The 14,816-nt window shown below is 39.2% G+C and carries 13 protein-coding genes; all 13 read left to right on the top strand.

Annotated features, from left to right (window positions below; genetic code table 11):
• The first annotated feature begins 3 nt into the window (after positions 1–3).
• The 13 genes from rodA to NFR44_RS03505 all read left to right on the top strand — a co-directional run bounded on the left by rodA (position 4) and on the right by NFR44_RS03505 (position 14,816).
• Positions 4–1,107 (top strand): rod shape-determining protein RodA, encoded by a 1,104-nt coding sequence (rodA, locus tag NFR44_RS03565; protein WP_251441251.1) that lies wholly within the window; start codon positions 4–6, stop codon positions 1,105–1,107.
• 105 nt (positions 1,108–1,212) lie between these two features.
• Positions 1,213–3,096, top strand: a complete 1,884-nt coding sequence (locus NFR44_RS03560; RefSeq protein ID WP_251441249.1) for a TIGR03960 family B12-binding radical SAM protein — start codon at positions 1,213–1,215, stop codon at positions 3,094–3,096.
• Positions 3,068–3,760 carry a TIGR03936 family radical SAM-associated protein gene (locus tag NFR44_RS03555; protein ID WP_308795284.1) on the top strand — a complete coding sequence of 231 codons (693 nt, stop codon included), beginning with the start codon at positions 3,068–3,070 and terminating at the stop codon, positions 3,758–3,760. The genes NFR44_RS03560 and NFR44_RS03555 overlap by 29 nt, the downstream gene beginning before the upstream one ends.
• 216 nt (positions 3,761–3,976) lie before the next feature.
• Entirely contained in the window at positions 3,977–5,407 is a 1,431-nt protein-coding gene (locus NFR44_RS03550; protein WP_251441245.1) for an Rne/Rng family ribonuclease, read from the top strand.
• A 196-nt stretch (positions 5,408–5,603) separates the two neighbouring features.
• Positions 5,604–6,176 carry a manganese efflux pump MntP gene (locus NFR44_RS03545; RefSeq protein ID WP_251441244.1) on the top strand — a complete coding sequence of 191 codons (573 nt, stop codon included), beginning with the start codon at positions 5,604–5,606 and terminating at the stop codon, positions 6,174–6,176.
• A 222-nt stretch (positions 6,177–6,398) separates the two neighbouring features.
• Entirely contained in the window at positions 6,399–6,710 is a 312-nt protein-coding gene (gene rplU / locus NFR44_RS03540) for a 50S ribosomal protein L21 (protein ID WP_115311015.1), read from the top strand.
• Positions 6,711–6,713: 3 nt separating this feature from the next.
• Positions 6,714–7,028 carry a ribosomal-processing cysteine protease Prp gene (locus NFR44_RS03535; protein WP_251441242.1) on the top strand — a complete coding sequence of 105 codons (315 nt, stop codon included), beginning with the start codon at positions 6,714–6,716 and terminating at the stop codon, positions 7,026–7,028.
• A 12-nt stretch (positions 7,029–7,040) separates the two neighbouring features.
• Complete coding sequence (rpmA, locus tag NFR44_RS03530; RefSeq protein WP_006555123.1) at positions 7,041–7,325, top strand: 50S ribosomal protein L27; 285 nt, start codon at positions 7,041–7,043, stop codon at positions 7,323–7,325.
• Positions 7,326–7,775: 450 nt separating this feature from the next.
• Positions 7,776–9,194, top strand: coding sequence for a [FeFe] hydrogenase H-cluster radical SAM maturase HydG (gene hydG / locus NFR44_RS03525; RefSeq protein ID WP_251441240.1), 1,419 nt, complete (start codon positions 7,776–7,778; stop codon positions 9,192–9,194).
• Positions 9,195–9,438: 244 nt separating this feature from the next.
• Positions 9,439–11,430 (top strand): single-stranded-DNA-specific exonuclease RecJ, encoded by a 1,992-nt coding sequence (gene recJ, locus NFR44_RS03520; protein ID WP_251441238.1) that lies wholly within the window; start codon positions 9,439–9,441, stop codon positions 11,428–11,430.
• Between the two features lie 12 nt (positions 11,431–11,442).
• A complete protein-coding gene (locus tag NFR44_RS03515; protein WP_251441236.1) occupies positions 11,443–13,677 on the top strand; it encodes a RelA/SpoT family protein in 2,235 nt (744 codons plus the stop codon).
• Positions 13,677–14,126: a D-aminoacyl-tRNA deacylase gene (dtd, locus tag NFR44_RS03510; RefSeq protein WP_251441234.1), complete on the top strand. Its 450-nt coding sequence runs from the start codon at positions 13,677–13,679 to the stop codon at positions 14,124–14,126. Before NFR44_RS03515 ends, dtd begins: the two co-directional genes overlap by 1 nt.
• Before the next feature lie 69 nt (positions 14,127–14,195).
• On the top strand, positions 14,196–14,816 hold the full coding sequence (locus NFR44_RS03505) for an MBL fold metallo-hydrolase (RefSeq protein ID WP_251441232.1): 621 nt from the start codon (positions 14,196–14,198) through the stop codon (positions 14,814–14,816).

Here is a 14,816-nt window from a genome sequence, read left to right as displayed (position 1 = left end):
ATTATGTGGCATAAAATCTGGCGCGAATGGGATTGGACTATCGTCATTTGCACAGTGCTACTCATTGGTGTAGGCTTAGTCATTATTGGCAGTGCTACCCATGTGAATCGCGAAGGTTTAAATTTTACAGATTTAGTAAGTAAGCAAATTTTATTTTTCTTTATTAATGCAGTAGTTGTTGTATTAATGCAGTGGTTTGATTATCGTCGTTTGCGTTCTTGGGGGCGACCTTTATATTTTATTACTATCGTATTGCTGTTAGCCGTTATGTTTATTGGTACGTCTGCCTTAGGGGCACAGCGGTGGATTCAAATTGGGCCGATTACCATTCAGCCTTCAGAGTTTACAAAGCTACTTATGATTATTAGTATGGCTAAAATGATGGAAAGTCGTGTCAATCAGTTGAATACATTTCGTTCATTAGTGCCCATTGTATTATTTGTTGGTATTCCGGCTTTACTTGTATTTAAACAGCCTGACTTAGGAACGTCTTTGGTATATTTGGCTATTCTTTGTGGCATGCTCTTTGTGGGTGGCGTACGCATGCGATTAGTGCAAATTATTGTAGGCGTAGCCGTTATATTAGCGCCTTTAGGATGGTTTGTTTTAAAAGAATATCAGCAACAACGTATTCTCGTATTTTTAAATCCAAATATCGATCCTTTCGGCGCAGGGTATCACATTATTCAGTCTAAAATTGCCATTGGTTCTGGTATGATTTTAGGGAAGGGTCTATTTGAAGGAACTCAAAGTCAGTTAAACTTCTTGCCGGAAAATCATACAGACTTTATTTTCTCTGTTATTGGTGAAGAATTAGGTTTTGTAGGCTGTGTTATTGTGTTGATTTTACTATTTACTCTGATTTATCGGAGTATTGTTATAGCGCGGAGTGCTAATGATACCTTTGGTATGTTGTTAGCTACGGGTATTGGCTCTATGCTAGTGTTTCAGGTATTAGTTAATATTGGTATGACTACGGGGATTATGCCGGTTACAGGGATTCCATTACCTTTCATTAGTTATGGTGTTAGTGCCCTTACAACAAATATGATTAGTGTTGGTTTGCTATTAAATATTGCTATGCATCGTAAGAAATTGATGTTCTAACCTAAATATTTGGCGAACCTAAAATTTATATTGTATAATAAAAATCTGTAACATAAATATATCGAATGTTCTAGATGTTAAAATAGAGTTTGAATCGGAGGTCCTATGGTACAATTAGATGCTAGCTGGTTGCAGCATGTGCAGAAACCAGCCCGCTATACTGGCGGTGAATGGAATAGTGTTGTGAAAGATCACAAAGACATGGACGTTACTATGTGCTTTGGTTTTCCAGATGTGTACGAAGTGGCCATGAGTCACTTGGGAATTAAAATTTTATATTCCTTGCTTAATGAATTGCCTTATGTGGCAGCTGAGCGTGTATGTGCTCCTTGGCATGACATGGAAGAAGAAATGCGTAAGCGCGAAATTCCTTTGTTTTCCTTAGAAACGAAAACACCAGTTAAGGATTTTGATTTTCTAGCCTTTACATTGCAATATGAGATGAGTTATACCAATATCTTGAATATGTTGGATTTAGGTGGCATTCCGTTCTACAGTAAGGATCGAGATTTATCTTTCCCTTTAATTACGGCGGGTGGTCCTTGTGCTTATAATGTAGAACCTATTGCTGATTTTGTCGATATTGTAAACTTAGGCGAATCAGAAGAACATATTGTAGAAATGGTGGAATTATATCGTCAAGAAAAAGCGGCTGGTTTCCCAGGCGGTAAAGAAGGGCTACTTCGTAAAATGGCGCAAATTCCTGGCAACTATGTGCCATCCTTATATGAGCCACAATATACAGCTAAAGGCGACTTCAAAGGTATGAAAGTATTAGCTGAAGAAGCGCCAGCAGTGGTACAAAAACGCATTATTGAAGATATGGATAATTGCCATTATCCGACTAAACCAGTGGTGCCATATATTGATGTAGTTCATGATCGAGCTGTTTTGGAATTATTCCGTGGCTGTACGCGTGGCTGTCGTTTCTGTCAGGCTGGTATGTTATACCGTCCTGTTCGTGAGCGTTCACCTGAAAAATTAGTACAATTAGCCAAAGAAATTATTGCCAATACAGGCTATAATGAGATTTCCTTAATGTCGTTAAGTTCCGCTGACTATTCAAAATTACCTGAATTAGTAGACATGTTAATGGAAGAATTTAAAGATAAGCAAGTAAGTGTAAGTTTACCGTCATTGCGCATAGATGCCTTTTCCATTGATATTGCTAAGAAGGTACAACAAGTGCGTAAAAGTGGTTTGACCTTTGCCCCAGAAGCAGGTTCACAGCGTATGCGTGACGTGATTAATAAAGGGGTTAGTGAAGAGGACTTGATAGCGGCTTGTACAAATGCGTTTAAATCAGGGTGGAATACGGTTAAATTGTATTTCATGATGGGCTTGCCGACTGAAAAGGACGAAGATGTGGCAGGTATTGCTGATTTGGCGTATAAAGTATTGGATTTACATCGTGAAATTACTGGTAAACGCAATGGTAAAGTAACTGTGAGTGTGTCTTTCTTTGTACCAAAAAGTCATTCCCCATATCAATGGTATGGTCAGCAATCGGTGGAAGAAATTCATCGCAAACAGCAATATTTAAAGACTTTGATTAATAACCGCAATATTTCCTATCATTATCATGATGGGGCAACTGGCTATATGGAAGCTGTTTTTGCTCGTGGTGATCGTCGTTTGAGTAAAACCTTAATCGAAGCGTGGAAATTAGGTTGTAAATTTGATGGCTGGACAGAGTTTTTCTCTATTGATAAATGGATGGAAGCCTTCAAAAATACAGGTATCGATCCTGATTATTATGCCCGCCGTGACCGTGACTTTGATGAGCCATTACCTTGGGATCATCTAGATGATACGGTATCTAAGAAATATCTTAAATTGGAATGGGACCGTGCTGTGGAAGCTTCTTTAACTCGAGATTGCCGTCGTTTACCATGCAATGGCTGTAATGTATGTCCGGAGTTAAATACGGCAATTGTTGATTATCAGGAGGGTGGACGCGTTGAAAAAGTTACGTTTGGCCTTAAGTAAGGGCGAAGATATGCGATTTTTATCGCATTTAGATTATGCGCAAGCTGTGGAACGTATGATTCGACGTGCGGCTATTAAAATGGCTTACTCGGAAGGGTTTAACCCTCATATGAAAATCAGTTTTTCATCAGCTTTAGCGCTTGGAATCACAGCAGATGTTGAATACTTAGATATGGATATCATTGAGGATTTGACTGTAGCTGACGTTAAGGAACGCTTAAATCAGGTGGCGCCACCAGGTTTGCAAGTCCTTGATGGTCGTGAAATGCCAGATAGAGTAAAAAAACTAATGGCTATTTGTAATTATGCGGTATATGAAGTATCTGGGCCGGTAACAGCTGAAGCTGATTGGGCTAGTTTATTACAACCGTTTAATGAAGCTACTGAAATTGCTTATGAAAAGGTAACTCCTAAAAAGACACGGACAATTGATGTAAAACATTTTGTAAAAGAGCCAATAACCGCTCGTGTTGAAGGAGACCGTGTTATTTTAACAATGGGGATTGGCATTTATCCTGAAGGTACTATGAAACCAGGGGATGTGTGGCAATTGGGGCGTGAAAAATATGGTTGGCCAGTTACGGATGGTTATTCCATTCATCGGCAGACTATTATGGTTGAACGAGACGGACAATTAATTTCGCCTTTAGAGGTAACTGTATAGTTATCGTAACCTTAAGTTACTAAGGTATCGGCCTATAATTTTAAGTATCTAAGTTATAGGCCTAGATTACTAAGCATATAAGTTGTAGACTTAGATCACTAAGCATATAAGTTGTAGATTTAGCTCACTAAGCATCTAAGTTGTAGACCTAGTTCACTAAGCATATAAGTTGTAAAACTAATAGATGTCCTAAGTATATAAAGAAAGGAGTTTGTCATGAAACGAATTGTAGCCAATGTTATGGCTGAAGAAATTCGTATGGTTTTGTTAGATGAAGCTAATCAGCTCGTCGATACAGCGTTTCACAGACCCAGTCGTGAAGAAACGATTAACCATATCTACAAAGGGGTAGTGCGCAATGTATTACCTGGCATGTCGGCTGCATTCGTTGACATTGGACTTAAACAGAATGCGTACTTAAATTTAAAACAAGGGAAGCAGACTAAATCCATGGGCAAACTCCATGTAGGACAGACTGTGTTAGTGCAAGTTGTCAAAGAGGAAATGCTTGGTAAAGGAGCACGCGTTAGTGCTGATGTTAGTTTAGCAGGGCGATTCATGGTTTTGTTGCCTTATTCAGATGGGCTACATATTTCAAAACGTATTACTGATGATGAGCTTCGCGCTAAGTTAGCAGAGTTGGCAGCGCCATATTTAGCTCGTGGCTGTGGCTTTATTTTGCGTACGGCAGCAGCCACAGCATCGTCTGACGCCTTGCAAGGGGATATGGAATTTTTGTGGAGTACGTGGACTCAATTACAAAATCGCTATAAAGTAGCTAAAGGTGGCACTGAATTATATAGTGATGCGGACTTTTGGTTTCGCTTAATTCGTGAATATTTGAGTCGTGATGTGGGCGAAATCATCGTGGATGATGTAGGGGCGTATGAGCATTTACGTGATTTGTTGCAAGTTACTAATATGTTATCTACAGTGAATTTAAAACTTCATGAAGGGGCAGAGCCTGTATTTAAAGAGTGGCAAATTGAAAGTCAATTGGATACGTTACTGAATTCACGTATTGATTTGCCATCAGGTGGCTTTTTAAAAATTGATACGACGGAAGCTTTAACGGTTATTGATGTAAACTCTGGACATTATACGGGGCGTTCGGGAACGGCTAGTGAGGTTGCGTTGGAAGTGAATCGGGAAGCGGCTCAAATGATTGCCCGTCAGTTACGTCTGCGTGATATTGGTGGCATTATTGTTTGTGATTTTATTGATTTACCAAAAAAAGCGCAGCGTGAAGAGTTAGTAGCATATTTGACTGAATTAGTTCGCAAGGATCCTATTAAAACAGTAGTGTGTGGCATTACATCACTAGGTTTAGTTGAATTAACACGCAAACGTGAGCGACAAGGTTTACAGTCTATTTTATTTGATGGTTGTTCACAATGTGGCGGTACAGGGCAATTACTATCGGCTGAAACGGTGTATTTGCAGATTATTCGTCGTTTACGAGAATTATATCGAAGTGGGCGTTTAAAATCTGATTTGCTAATTGAAGTGAATGAAGAAGTAGGACGCTATTTTACAAAGGCTGTACTTACGCAGTTAGAAGTTGAATGCAAGCGTTCCATTCGCTTAGAGGTGCAAGCGTCTATGAATCGAGAAGCCTATTCCTTATTGGCGGTAGGTGAAAATTAGAAAGACTTAAGTTGCTAAGTCTTTCTTTTTTTTATATAATATATAGGTTATTAATTTTACTAGAAGCTTTGAACGAATACAGTGCTATAGTATTATCGTATTATTGCGTTATAGTATTGCCGTATTGTATTTTTAGTGACGTTTGTCGGTACTGCCATAAATAAAACTGCCCTACCATTAGAGAGGATGTTCGTGTATGTCGATTTGGGAACTGTCTTTAATTGCTATAAGTTTAGCAATGGATGCTTTTGCAGTAGCTGTTGCTAAAGGCCCTTGTATGTCTGATCGGGAAATAGTTAAAAAAATAGGAATGCCCTTTTTATTTGGTGTATTCCAAATGCTTATGCCCATTATAGGTTGGTTCATTGGGGCCCAATTGGCGAGTAAAATCGATGCTTACGATCATTGGATTATATTTGGACTCTTAGCATATTTGGGGATTAATATGATACGCAATAGTAAAAAGGTTGAATATGGTGAAGATGAATTAATTATTTGCCAACTCTTAACTTGGCGTGAAGTCTTTGTATTAGCCATAGCTACGAGTATTGACGCTTTAGCGATTGGTTTGACGCTAGCTTTTTTTGATATTAATATATTGGCCGCTACGGGGCTGATTGGTATTGTAGCTTTTATTTTATCCTTGGCTGGCGTATACTTAGGGCAACAGTTGAAAAAGATTTTTGCTGGTAAGGCTGAAGTTGTAGGTGGGGTTGTATTAGTTCTTATTGGCTTGAAAATTTTATTACAGCATTTACAAATTATTTAGGCTATGAATAATAGTCTCTAAAAGGGGCTATATCGTATATAACTTGTTAAATACTCGCAGTAAGTAGTTGACTTACTGCGTTTTTTCATGTAAAATAAATTAGTCGTAGTTTGGGTACGCCCAACTATTGCAGCCGCATGGAGAGGTTTGTAAATGTCCCTCATTCCATCAGGCATGAGAGAATACCGTATTCAGCGAGTTCGAAAACAAGGAGGTGTCACAATGTACGCAATCATTAAAACTGGTGGTAAACAATATCGCGTTGCTGAAGGCGATGTAATTACTATCGAAAAATTGGAAGCAGCTGCTGAAGAAACTGTAACGTTTGACGAAGTATTAACTGTAGTTAACGACAGTGATGTTAAAGTAGGCGCTCCACTTGTGGACGGTGCAAAAGTAACAGGTACAGTACTTGAACATGGTAAAGCGAAGAAGATTTTAGTTTTCAAATATAAAGCAAAATCCAACTATCGTCGTCGCCAAGGTCATCGTCAACCATTTACAAAAGTTCGCATTGAATCCATTCAGGCATAAGCTATGATTCGGATTCAAATCAATCGCAATAAGGCACAGCAAATTGTTAAGTGTCATATTAGCGGACATGCTGAGTACGATGAGCATGGCTATGATATTGTTTGTGCTGCTGTATCCGTTTTATCTTGTACGGCTATTTTAGGTTTGCAAGATATTGCGCAACAGGCAGGAACATATAACAATCGTTCCGGTGAATGTACCATTTCTTTAGAAGGGGACATCACTGAAAACGGACAGGCTATATTGGCTACTATGGTTCTTGGACTTCAAGAAATTGCTAGACAGTATAGTGATTTTGTATCACTGAGTGAAACATAGGAGGTGAACGGAATGTTTACTTTTGATTTGCAATTATTTGCACATAAGAAAGGTGTATCCAGTACACGTAATGGTCGCGATAGCGAATCCAAACGTCTTGGCGTTAAATGCCATGATGGTTCCGTTGTAAAAAGCGGTAACATCATCGTTCGTCAACGTGGTACTCATTTCCATCCTGGCACTAATGTAGGTATTGGCAAAGACGATACTTTATTCGCATTAGTTCCTGGTAAAGTTGCTTTCGAACGTGCTGGTCGTTATAACCGTAAAGTTAGCGTATACCCAGTAGAAGCGTAAGTAATTAAAAATCCCTATTAGTTGAGATATCAGCTAATAGGGATTTTTTTATCTCAATCCCAAATTATGCCACCCTTTCTCCACTTTTAATGAAAGGCTGTGGATAAGGGCATTATTTTTTCTTGATGAAATAAGTGGGAGAAGTGTGGTCATACTGTTTGCAACGACCTTTAGAGCTTGTCTCGTAGGAAGTAAAAACAGTATGACCACACTTATTCTTATGTTTATATATGTAAAAATAATGCAGTATCTTGTAGCCTTGCTGTTTTCAAAAGTGGAGAAAAGGTGTATAATTAATACATATTCAAGAGATTCAATATAGTAGAAGCAAAGTGCATAGGTAATATGCTAAACCTGAATAGACTATCGAAATGTAGGTAGTTACTGTAGCTCATATTAGGGAAAGGCGAGCGCACAGGGCTTCGCTATGGTAGAGTAAAGGAGATCAATATGTATGATGTAAAATCCTCCAAGGCGGAAGAGTTTATTAATCACGAAGAGATTTTAGATACCTTAGCATATGCTGAGGCCAATAAGGAAAACCGAGAATTGTTAGATCAAATCTTGGCTAAGGCAGCGACTTACAATGGCCTAAATCATCGTGAAGCGGCAGTTTTATTGGAATGTCCATTGCCTGAGTATAAAGAAAAACTATTTGCGCTGGCAAAAGAAATTAAACAAAAAATTTATGGGGATCGTATCGTTCTATTTGCCCCTTTATATTTATCTAACTATTGCGTAAATGGTTGTGTATACTGCCCATATCATGCTAAAAATCGCAACATTTCACGTAAGAAATTGACACAAGAACAAGTGCGTGAAGAAGTATTGGCGTTAGAAGCTATGGGGCATAAACGCATTGTTATCGAGTCTGGGGAAGACCCAATTAATAATCCATTAGAATACATTTTAGAATGTATTAAGACGATTTACAGCATTAAGAACAAAAATGGTGAAATTCGTCGTGTTAATGTAAATATTGCCGCTTGTGAAGTGGAAGATTATAAGAAGCTTCACGAAGCTGGTATCGGTACTTACACATTATTCCAAGAAACATATAATAAGGAAAACTATGAAGCTCTTCATCCACATGGGCCAAAGAGCAATTATGCGTACCATACGGAAGCCATGGACCGTGCTATGAAAGGCGGTATTGATGATGTGGGGATTGGTGTATTATATGGGCTTGAACATTATCGTTATGACTTTGTTGGCCTTTTAATGCATGCAGAGCATTTGGAAGCTGTATTTGGCGTAGGGCCACATACAATCAGTGTGCCACGTATTTGCCCAGCTGATGATATTGATGTAGATGATTTCAGCAATGCTGTACCAGATGATATTTTTGAAAAAATTGTTGCTTTAATTCGTGTATCTACACCATATACAGGCATGATTATGTCTACGCGTGAAAGCCAACGCATGCGTGAACGTGGCTTAGCCCTTGGTATTTCTCAAATCAGTGGCGGTTCTCGTACGAGCGTTGGGGGCTATAAAGAAGAAGAATTACCAGAAGATAATTCAGCCCAATTTGATACGAGTGATCGTCGTAGTTTAGATGAAATTGTAGATTGGTTGTTAGAACTTGGCTATGTACCAAGTTTCTGCACGGCTTGTTATCGTGCAGGCCGTACGGGTGACCGTTTTATGGCCTTGGCGAAGAGTGGCCAGATTCATAACTGCTGTCAGCCAAATGCGTTGATGACGCTTAATGAATATTTACTAGATTATGCTACTGATGAAACGCGCGCTACAGGTGAAGCTGTTATTGCCGAACAGATTCATAAAATTAAAAATGAAAAAGTAAAAGAAGCCTCTGCTAAGTATATTAAGCAAATGGAACATGGAGAACGTGATTTCCGCTTCTAATAAGTTAGGCTCTTTTCATAGGTAATGGATTAGAATGAGTGATTATAAAATGATAATCACTCATTCTTTTTTTACATTAAAGAATGTTTCTTATTGAGAAAAAGAATAGAAAAGAGTTTAACTTAATTAGTAAATGATGTATAATAAAATATATTGAGAATGATAATACACTATTTTAAACATAGAATTTTTAATATTGAGATTGAAATTCGATACCTGAATATATGAGTGAGACGAGATAGATATGAGACAGAGCAAAGCAAAACGATGGCGCTTAGCTTCAGGTGATGAACAAGTTGAACGAGAGTTAGTTCGTCACTTAGGGGTATACCCTGTAGTGGCTAAGCTATTAGTGAATCGGGGCATCGATACAGTCACTGCTGGACAAGATTTTTTATATGGTACAGTTAATGATTTATTAAATCCATATGATTTAAAAGGCATGGCAGAAGCAGTGCCCTTAATTCAAAAAGCAATTGATGAACAACAACGGATTGTTGTATACGGCGATTATGATGTGGATGGTATTACGGCCACATCTTTAATGTATCGCTTTTTAACACGTTGTGGAGCGAATGTAAGTTATTATATACCGGAGCGACAAAGTGAAGGCTATGGCTTAAATGCAGAAGCGTTAGAGCATATTATCGAGCAAGGCACAGAACTTGTGATTACGGTTGACTGTGGGATTAGCTCTTACGATATTGTTGAAGCCGTTCGTAATCGGTTGACGATGATTATTACAGATCATCATACGGCGCCGCCTGAGATACCTAGAGCGGCGGCTGTTATTAACCATAAGCAACCAGGCTGTTCCTATGGTGATAAAAACTTATCAGGGGTAGGGGTTGCGTTTAAATTGTGCCAAGCTATTTGGCGCGAACGCACCGGTGAAGCCTATTTGGATGATTTAGATATTGTAGCCTTAGGTACGGTTGCCGATGTAGTGCCTTTAGTGGGTGAGAATAGAATTATTGTGCGTGAAGGGCTTAAGAAAATGACTGAGTTGCCTAATTTAGGCATTGCTGCTTTAGTTGAAGTGGCAGGTCTGGGGGGGCGCAAGTTAACCACGGGTCATATTGGTTTTACGTTGGCACCACGATTAAATGCGGCTGGTCGAGTGACGCATGCAACGCGAGCCGTTGAATTATTAGTAACCACTGACCAGACTACGGCTAATTGCATTGCGGAAGAGCTGCAAGCGACTAATCAGGAGCGACAACTCATCGAGCGAGGCATTCATGAGGAAGCTCGTCTTGATGTAATTAATCAAGGTGAGGACGCTCATAAGGTCATTGTTGTAGCTGGTGAAGGGTGGCACCCTGGCGTAATTGGAATTGTAGCCTCTCGGTTAGTAGAGGAGTTTTATCGCCCTACCTTGGTAATTAGTATTCATGATGGCATAGGTAAGGGTTCGTGTCGTAGTATTGACAATTGTAATATTTATGAAGCCTTGAAATCAGCAGAAGATTTATTATTACAATTTGGTGGTCATAAACAAGCGGCCGGCTTTAGTATTGCGGCTGAAAATATTCCTGCTTTACGGCAGCGGTTGTCCGCCTATTGTGAAGCGAATTTAACGAATGAAGATTATGTGCCGATTATCGATATTGATACGCCTTTAGACCCTGCAGAAGTAACAGTGGAATTGGTGGATCAAATTGAAACCCTTGAACCGTATGGTATGGGTAATAGTACACCTGTATTTTCTATTAATCCTATAGCGGTACAAGATGTATTTTTATTAGGTCAACAGAAGAATCATTGTAAGATTATTTTGCAATCTCAAGTAGGCCCTTTAGATGCGATTATCTGGCATGGGGCTGATTATCATAGAGAAGTTTTTCCTGATGAAAAGATAAAAGTGGCTTTTGCTTTACAAAAGAATGAATGGCAAGGTCGTATTTCACCACAATTAATGGTGCAAGATTTAGCTCTTTTAGGGGAACAACGAGCTCATTTAACGGCAGAAGGGTTGCGTGAAATGTATGTTATTGTGCGCAGTGTTTTCCGCAGTGCTACAGCACCCCGTTATATAGTGGAATCAGAAGTGTTGCATCGCCATCCACAGAATCAAACTGAAAAAGAGGCGATGTTAGCGTTAGATGTATTTAAAGAATTAGGAATTTTGCAAGAAGAAACGACAGAGGAAGGCATGGCATTATATCGTTGGTGTCATGTAAAGGAAAAACTAGAACTTATTACTTCCCTGACGTTCTTAAAATATAGTGCTTAAGGAGGTGGGAATATGATTGAAAATGAAGAAGGCAAAGCGCTGGTGGACATGCCAACGTTTAATAAAGAAGTTGAATTAGCCCACCTTATGGAGATTGTTAGGGTTTATTTAGATGAGGCTGAATGTGACCAAATTATGCAGGCTTTTGAGCTGGCTGATAAGGCGCATGCGCCGCAAAAACGAGCGTCTGGCGAGCCGTATATTTTGCATCCTCTAGCAGTCGCTACGATTTTAGCTAATTTACAAATTGATGCGACGACCGTGATTGCAGCTTTGCTTCATGATGTAGTAGAAGATACAGAGGTTACGTTAGAACAAATCGAAGAAGCCTTTGGCAAGGATGTAGCTTTTTTAGTAGATGGAGTTACTAAATTAAATCAATTTCAGTACCATACAAAGGAAGATCAACAGCTAGAAAATTATCGCAAGATGATTTTAGCTATGGCTAAAGATGTGCGTGTAGTGGTTATTAAATTGGGCGATAGACTGCATAATATGCGTACCTTAAAGCATATGCGTAGTGACAAGCAAAAACGAATTGCTCAAGAAACGTTAGAGATTTTTGCACCCTTAGCACATCGTTTAGGTATTTTTAATATTAAATGGGAACTAGAGGATTTATCCTTCCGCTATTTAGAACCTGATAAATACTATGATTTAGTGGAACAGATGCAAGAAAAGCGTCATGTGCGGGAAGAAATCGTTAATGATACGATGGAGCAACTTAAAAAATCCTTAGGTGACGCGAATATTAAAGCGGATGTAAAAGGGCGACCAAAGCATTTTTATAGTATTTATAAAAAGATGAAAAAAGATAATCGCGATTTATCACAAATCTATGATTTGTATGCTGTTCGGGTTATCGTTGATACTATTCCTGATTGTTATGCTGTATTAGGGATTGTTCATAATTTATGGAAACCATTGCCCTATCGTTTCAAAGATTATATTGCCATGCCTAAGTCTAATATGTATCAATCGTTGCATACTACCATTATTGGTACGATGGGCCATTCTGTAGAAATACAGATTCGTACTTGGGATATGCACCGCGTTTCAGAATACGGGGTAGCCGCTCATTGGCGCTATAAAGAAGGTGCCAAGAATGGCGATAAGGACTTTGACCAGAAGGTTGGTTGGTTACGGCAAGTGCTAGAATGGCAAGATGCTAGTAATCCAAAGGAATTAGTAAATGCCTTAAAATTAGATGTATTTTCAGGCGAAGTTTTCGTCTTTACCCCTCGTGGTGATGTTTTAAAATTGCCAAAAGGGGCTGTGCCGTTAGACTTTGCGTATCGTATTCATACAGATGTGGGCCATCGCTGTGTAGGGGCAAAAGTAAATGGCAAAATTGTTTCATTAGATTACACCTTACAAAATGGCGATATTGTTGATATTATTACTTCTAAAAATGGTAAACCTAGTTTAGACTGGCTTAACATTGTAGGCTCTACGGAAAGTAAGAGTAAGATTCGCAATTGGTTTAAGAAAGAAAATAAAGAAGAAAACGTCATTAAAGGTCGTGAGTTACTCGAAAAAGAAGCACGCCGGTTAAATTACGATTGGAAAGAATTAAATAAGCCAGGTCGTCTCGATCAAATTGCGAAAGCTTTAAATGCTGGGAGCGATACTGAACTATTGTCGGCCGTTGGTTATGGCGGAATTCCTGTTAATTCTGTATTGCTACGTTTTGTTGATTTATATAAACGAGAATTAGCCAAAGAAGATAATCGTCGTGATACGATGGCTTTGTTAGAAAAGCTGCGAACTCATGAACCAGTGCGCCGTAAGAGTAGTACGGGTATTCTCGTCAATGGTGAACCAGATGTTATGGTGCGTATGGCACGTTGTTGTAATCCTGTACCAGGCGATGAAGTGGTAGGTTATATTACTCGTGGTCGTGGTGTGTCCGTGCATCGAGCGGATTGTCCGAATATTGGTCATACCCCAGAAGATGTGGACCGCATGATTGAAGTGGCTTGGGACGTAGGTACTCGAGAAACTTTCCATGTAGCTATTGAAATTACGGCTTATGACCGTGGGGGCATGCTTATGGAAATTATGGCCTGCTTGTCGGAGATGAAAATCAACATTGTAAATATCAATGCTAAAGTAGATGATACGAAGAATGCGAATATTAGCTTAGTTATTGAAATTCGTGACGTTTCAGAATTGGATTTTGTTATGACAAAGATTCGTCGTATTCGTGATGTATATTCGGTGCAACGTGCCAATGGAGGTAGCTAATGAGAGCAGTCGTACAACGAGTTAGTGAGGCTGCGGTTACTGTAGCTAATAGAGAAGTAGGCGCTATATCGATGGGTGTGCTCGTCTTATTAGGGGTTGGCAAGGGCGATACAGAAGCAGATGCTAAATATTTGGCTGAAAAGATTGTTAAGCTTCGCATTTTTGAAGATGAGGCGGATAAGATGAATTTATCCCTATTAGATGTGGGGGGCCAATTATTAGCTGTATCACAATTTACTTTGTATGGTGATGTTCGCAAAGGGCGTCGACCTGGTTTTGATCAAGCCGCGCCGCCTGATCAAGCGGAGGCTTTATATGAAGTCTTTATCAACTGCTGTAGAGATTTGGGGGTAACTGTGGGAACCGGTCAATTTCAGACACATATGATGGTGTCCTTAGTGAATGATGGGCCTGTTACCATTTTATTAGATAGTCAAAAACAGTTTTAAAATATTTTTATATGAATAGGTAAGAAAGCCTGTAATGGTATTTCTTAGAGATTTTGGAGAGTGATGCCCATGAAATTATATCGGATGCCTTTAGGGCCTCTAGGGACAAATTGCTATATTTTAGAAGATGAAACTAATCATCATTGTTTTGTTGCCGATCCTGGTGGTGATGGGGAACAATTAGTAGCTGTGCTTAATGAAAAAGGCTTAATTCCTGAAGCAGTACTACTTACCCATGGTCATGGTGATCATATTGGTGGAGTACAAGCTGTAGTTGATGCGTTTCAGGCACCTGTTTATATTCATAAGGGAGACGAAGATTTCCTTACTAATAGTGATTTGAATTTGAGCAGTGCTATGGGCCTTAATGTACAGGTTCACGGGGATATTAAGTTAGTTAAGGAAGATGATGTTATTTTCTTAGGCGACCATAAGTTTACCGTTATTGAAACGCCAGGCCACACCCCAGGTGGGGTATGCTATTATGGCGAAGGGCTTTTATTAGCAGGTGATACTTTGTTTCAGGAGTCCATTGGTCGTACTGACTTCCCACGTAGTAGTTATGATGATTTGATTGAGGCGATTAAAATTAAGCTCTATGCCTTGCCTGATGAAACTGTAGTATATCCAGGTCATGGGCCTGAAACGACTATAGGTCATGAAAAGACCTACAATCCGTTTGTTCGTTAG

It is taken from the genome of Veillonella intestinalis (genome assembly GCF_943193155.1).
In the GTDB taxonomy this organism is placed as follows: domain Bacteria; phylum Bacillota; class Negativicutes; order Veillonellales; family Veillonellaceae; genus Veillonella_A; species Veillonella_A intestinalis.
The sequence above is the reverse complement of the archived record's forward strand: the minus strand, read 5'-3'. Positions and strand labels throughout refer to the sequence as shown.

Excerpts from the sequence above, each read along its gene's own strand:
- rpmA (WP_006555123.1), top strand. The coding sequence starts at position 7,041 with ATGTTTACTTTTGATTTGCAATTATTTGCACATAAGAAAGGTGTATCC.
- rodA (WP_251441251.1), top strand. The coding sequence starts at position 4 with ATGTGGCATAAAATCTGGCGCGAATGGGATTGGACTATCGTCATTTGC.
- NFR44_RS03515 (WP_251441236.1), top strand. The coding sequence starts at position 11,443 with ATGATTGAAAATGAAGAAGGCAAAGCGCTGGTGGACATGCCAACGTTT.
- hydG (WP_251441240.1), top strand. The coding sequence starts at position 7,776 with ATGTATGATGTAAAATCCTCCAAGGCGGAAGAGTTTATTAATCACGAA.
- NFR44_RS03550 (WP_251441245.1), top strand. The coding sequence starts at position 3,977 with ATGAAACGAATTGTAGCCAATGTTATGGCTGAAGAAATTCGTATGGTT.
- NFR44_RS03505 (WP_251441232.1), top strand. The coding sequence starts at position 14,196 with ATGAAATTATATCGGATGCCTTTAGGGCCTCTAGGGACAAATTGCTAT.
- dtd (WP_251441234.1), top strand. The coding sequence starts at position 13,677 with ATGAGAGCAGTCGTACAACGAGTTAGTGAGGCTGCGGTTACTGTAGCT.
- rplU (WP_115311015.1), top strand. The coding sequence starts at position 6,399 with ATGTACGCAATCATTAAAACTGGTGGTAAACAATATCGCGTTGCTGAA.
- NFR44_RS03560 (WP_251441249.1), top strand. The coding sequence starts at position 1,213 with ATGGTACAATTAGATGCTAGCTGGTTGCAGCATGTGCAGAAACCAGCC.
- recJ (WP_251441238.1), top strand. The coding sequence starts at position 9,439 with ATGAGACAGAGCAAAGCAAAACGATGGCGCTTAGCTTCAGGTGATGAA.
- NFR44_RS03535 (WP_251441242.1), top strand. The coding sequence starts at position 6,714 with ATGATTCGGATTCAAATCAATCGCAATAAGGCACAGCAAATTGTTAAG.
- NFR44_RS03545 (WP_251441244.1), top strand. The coding sequence starts at position 5,604 with ATGTCGATTTGGGAACTGTCTTTAATTGCTATAAGTTTAGCAATGGAT.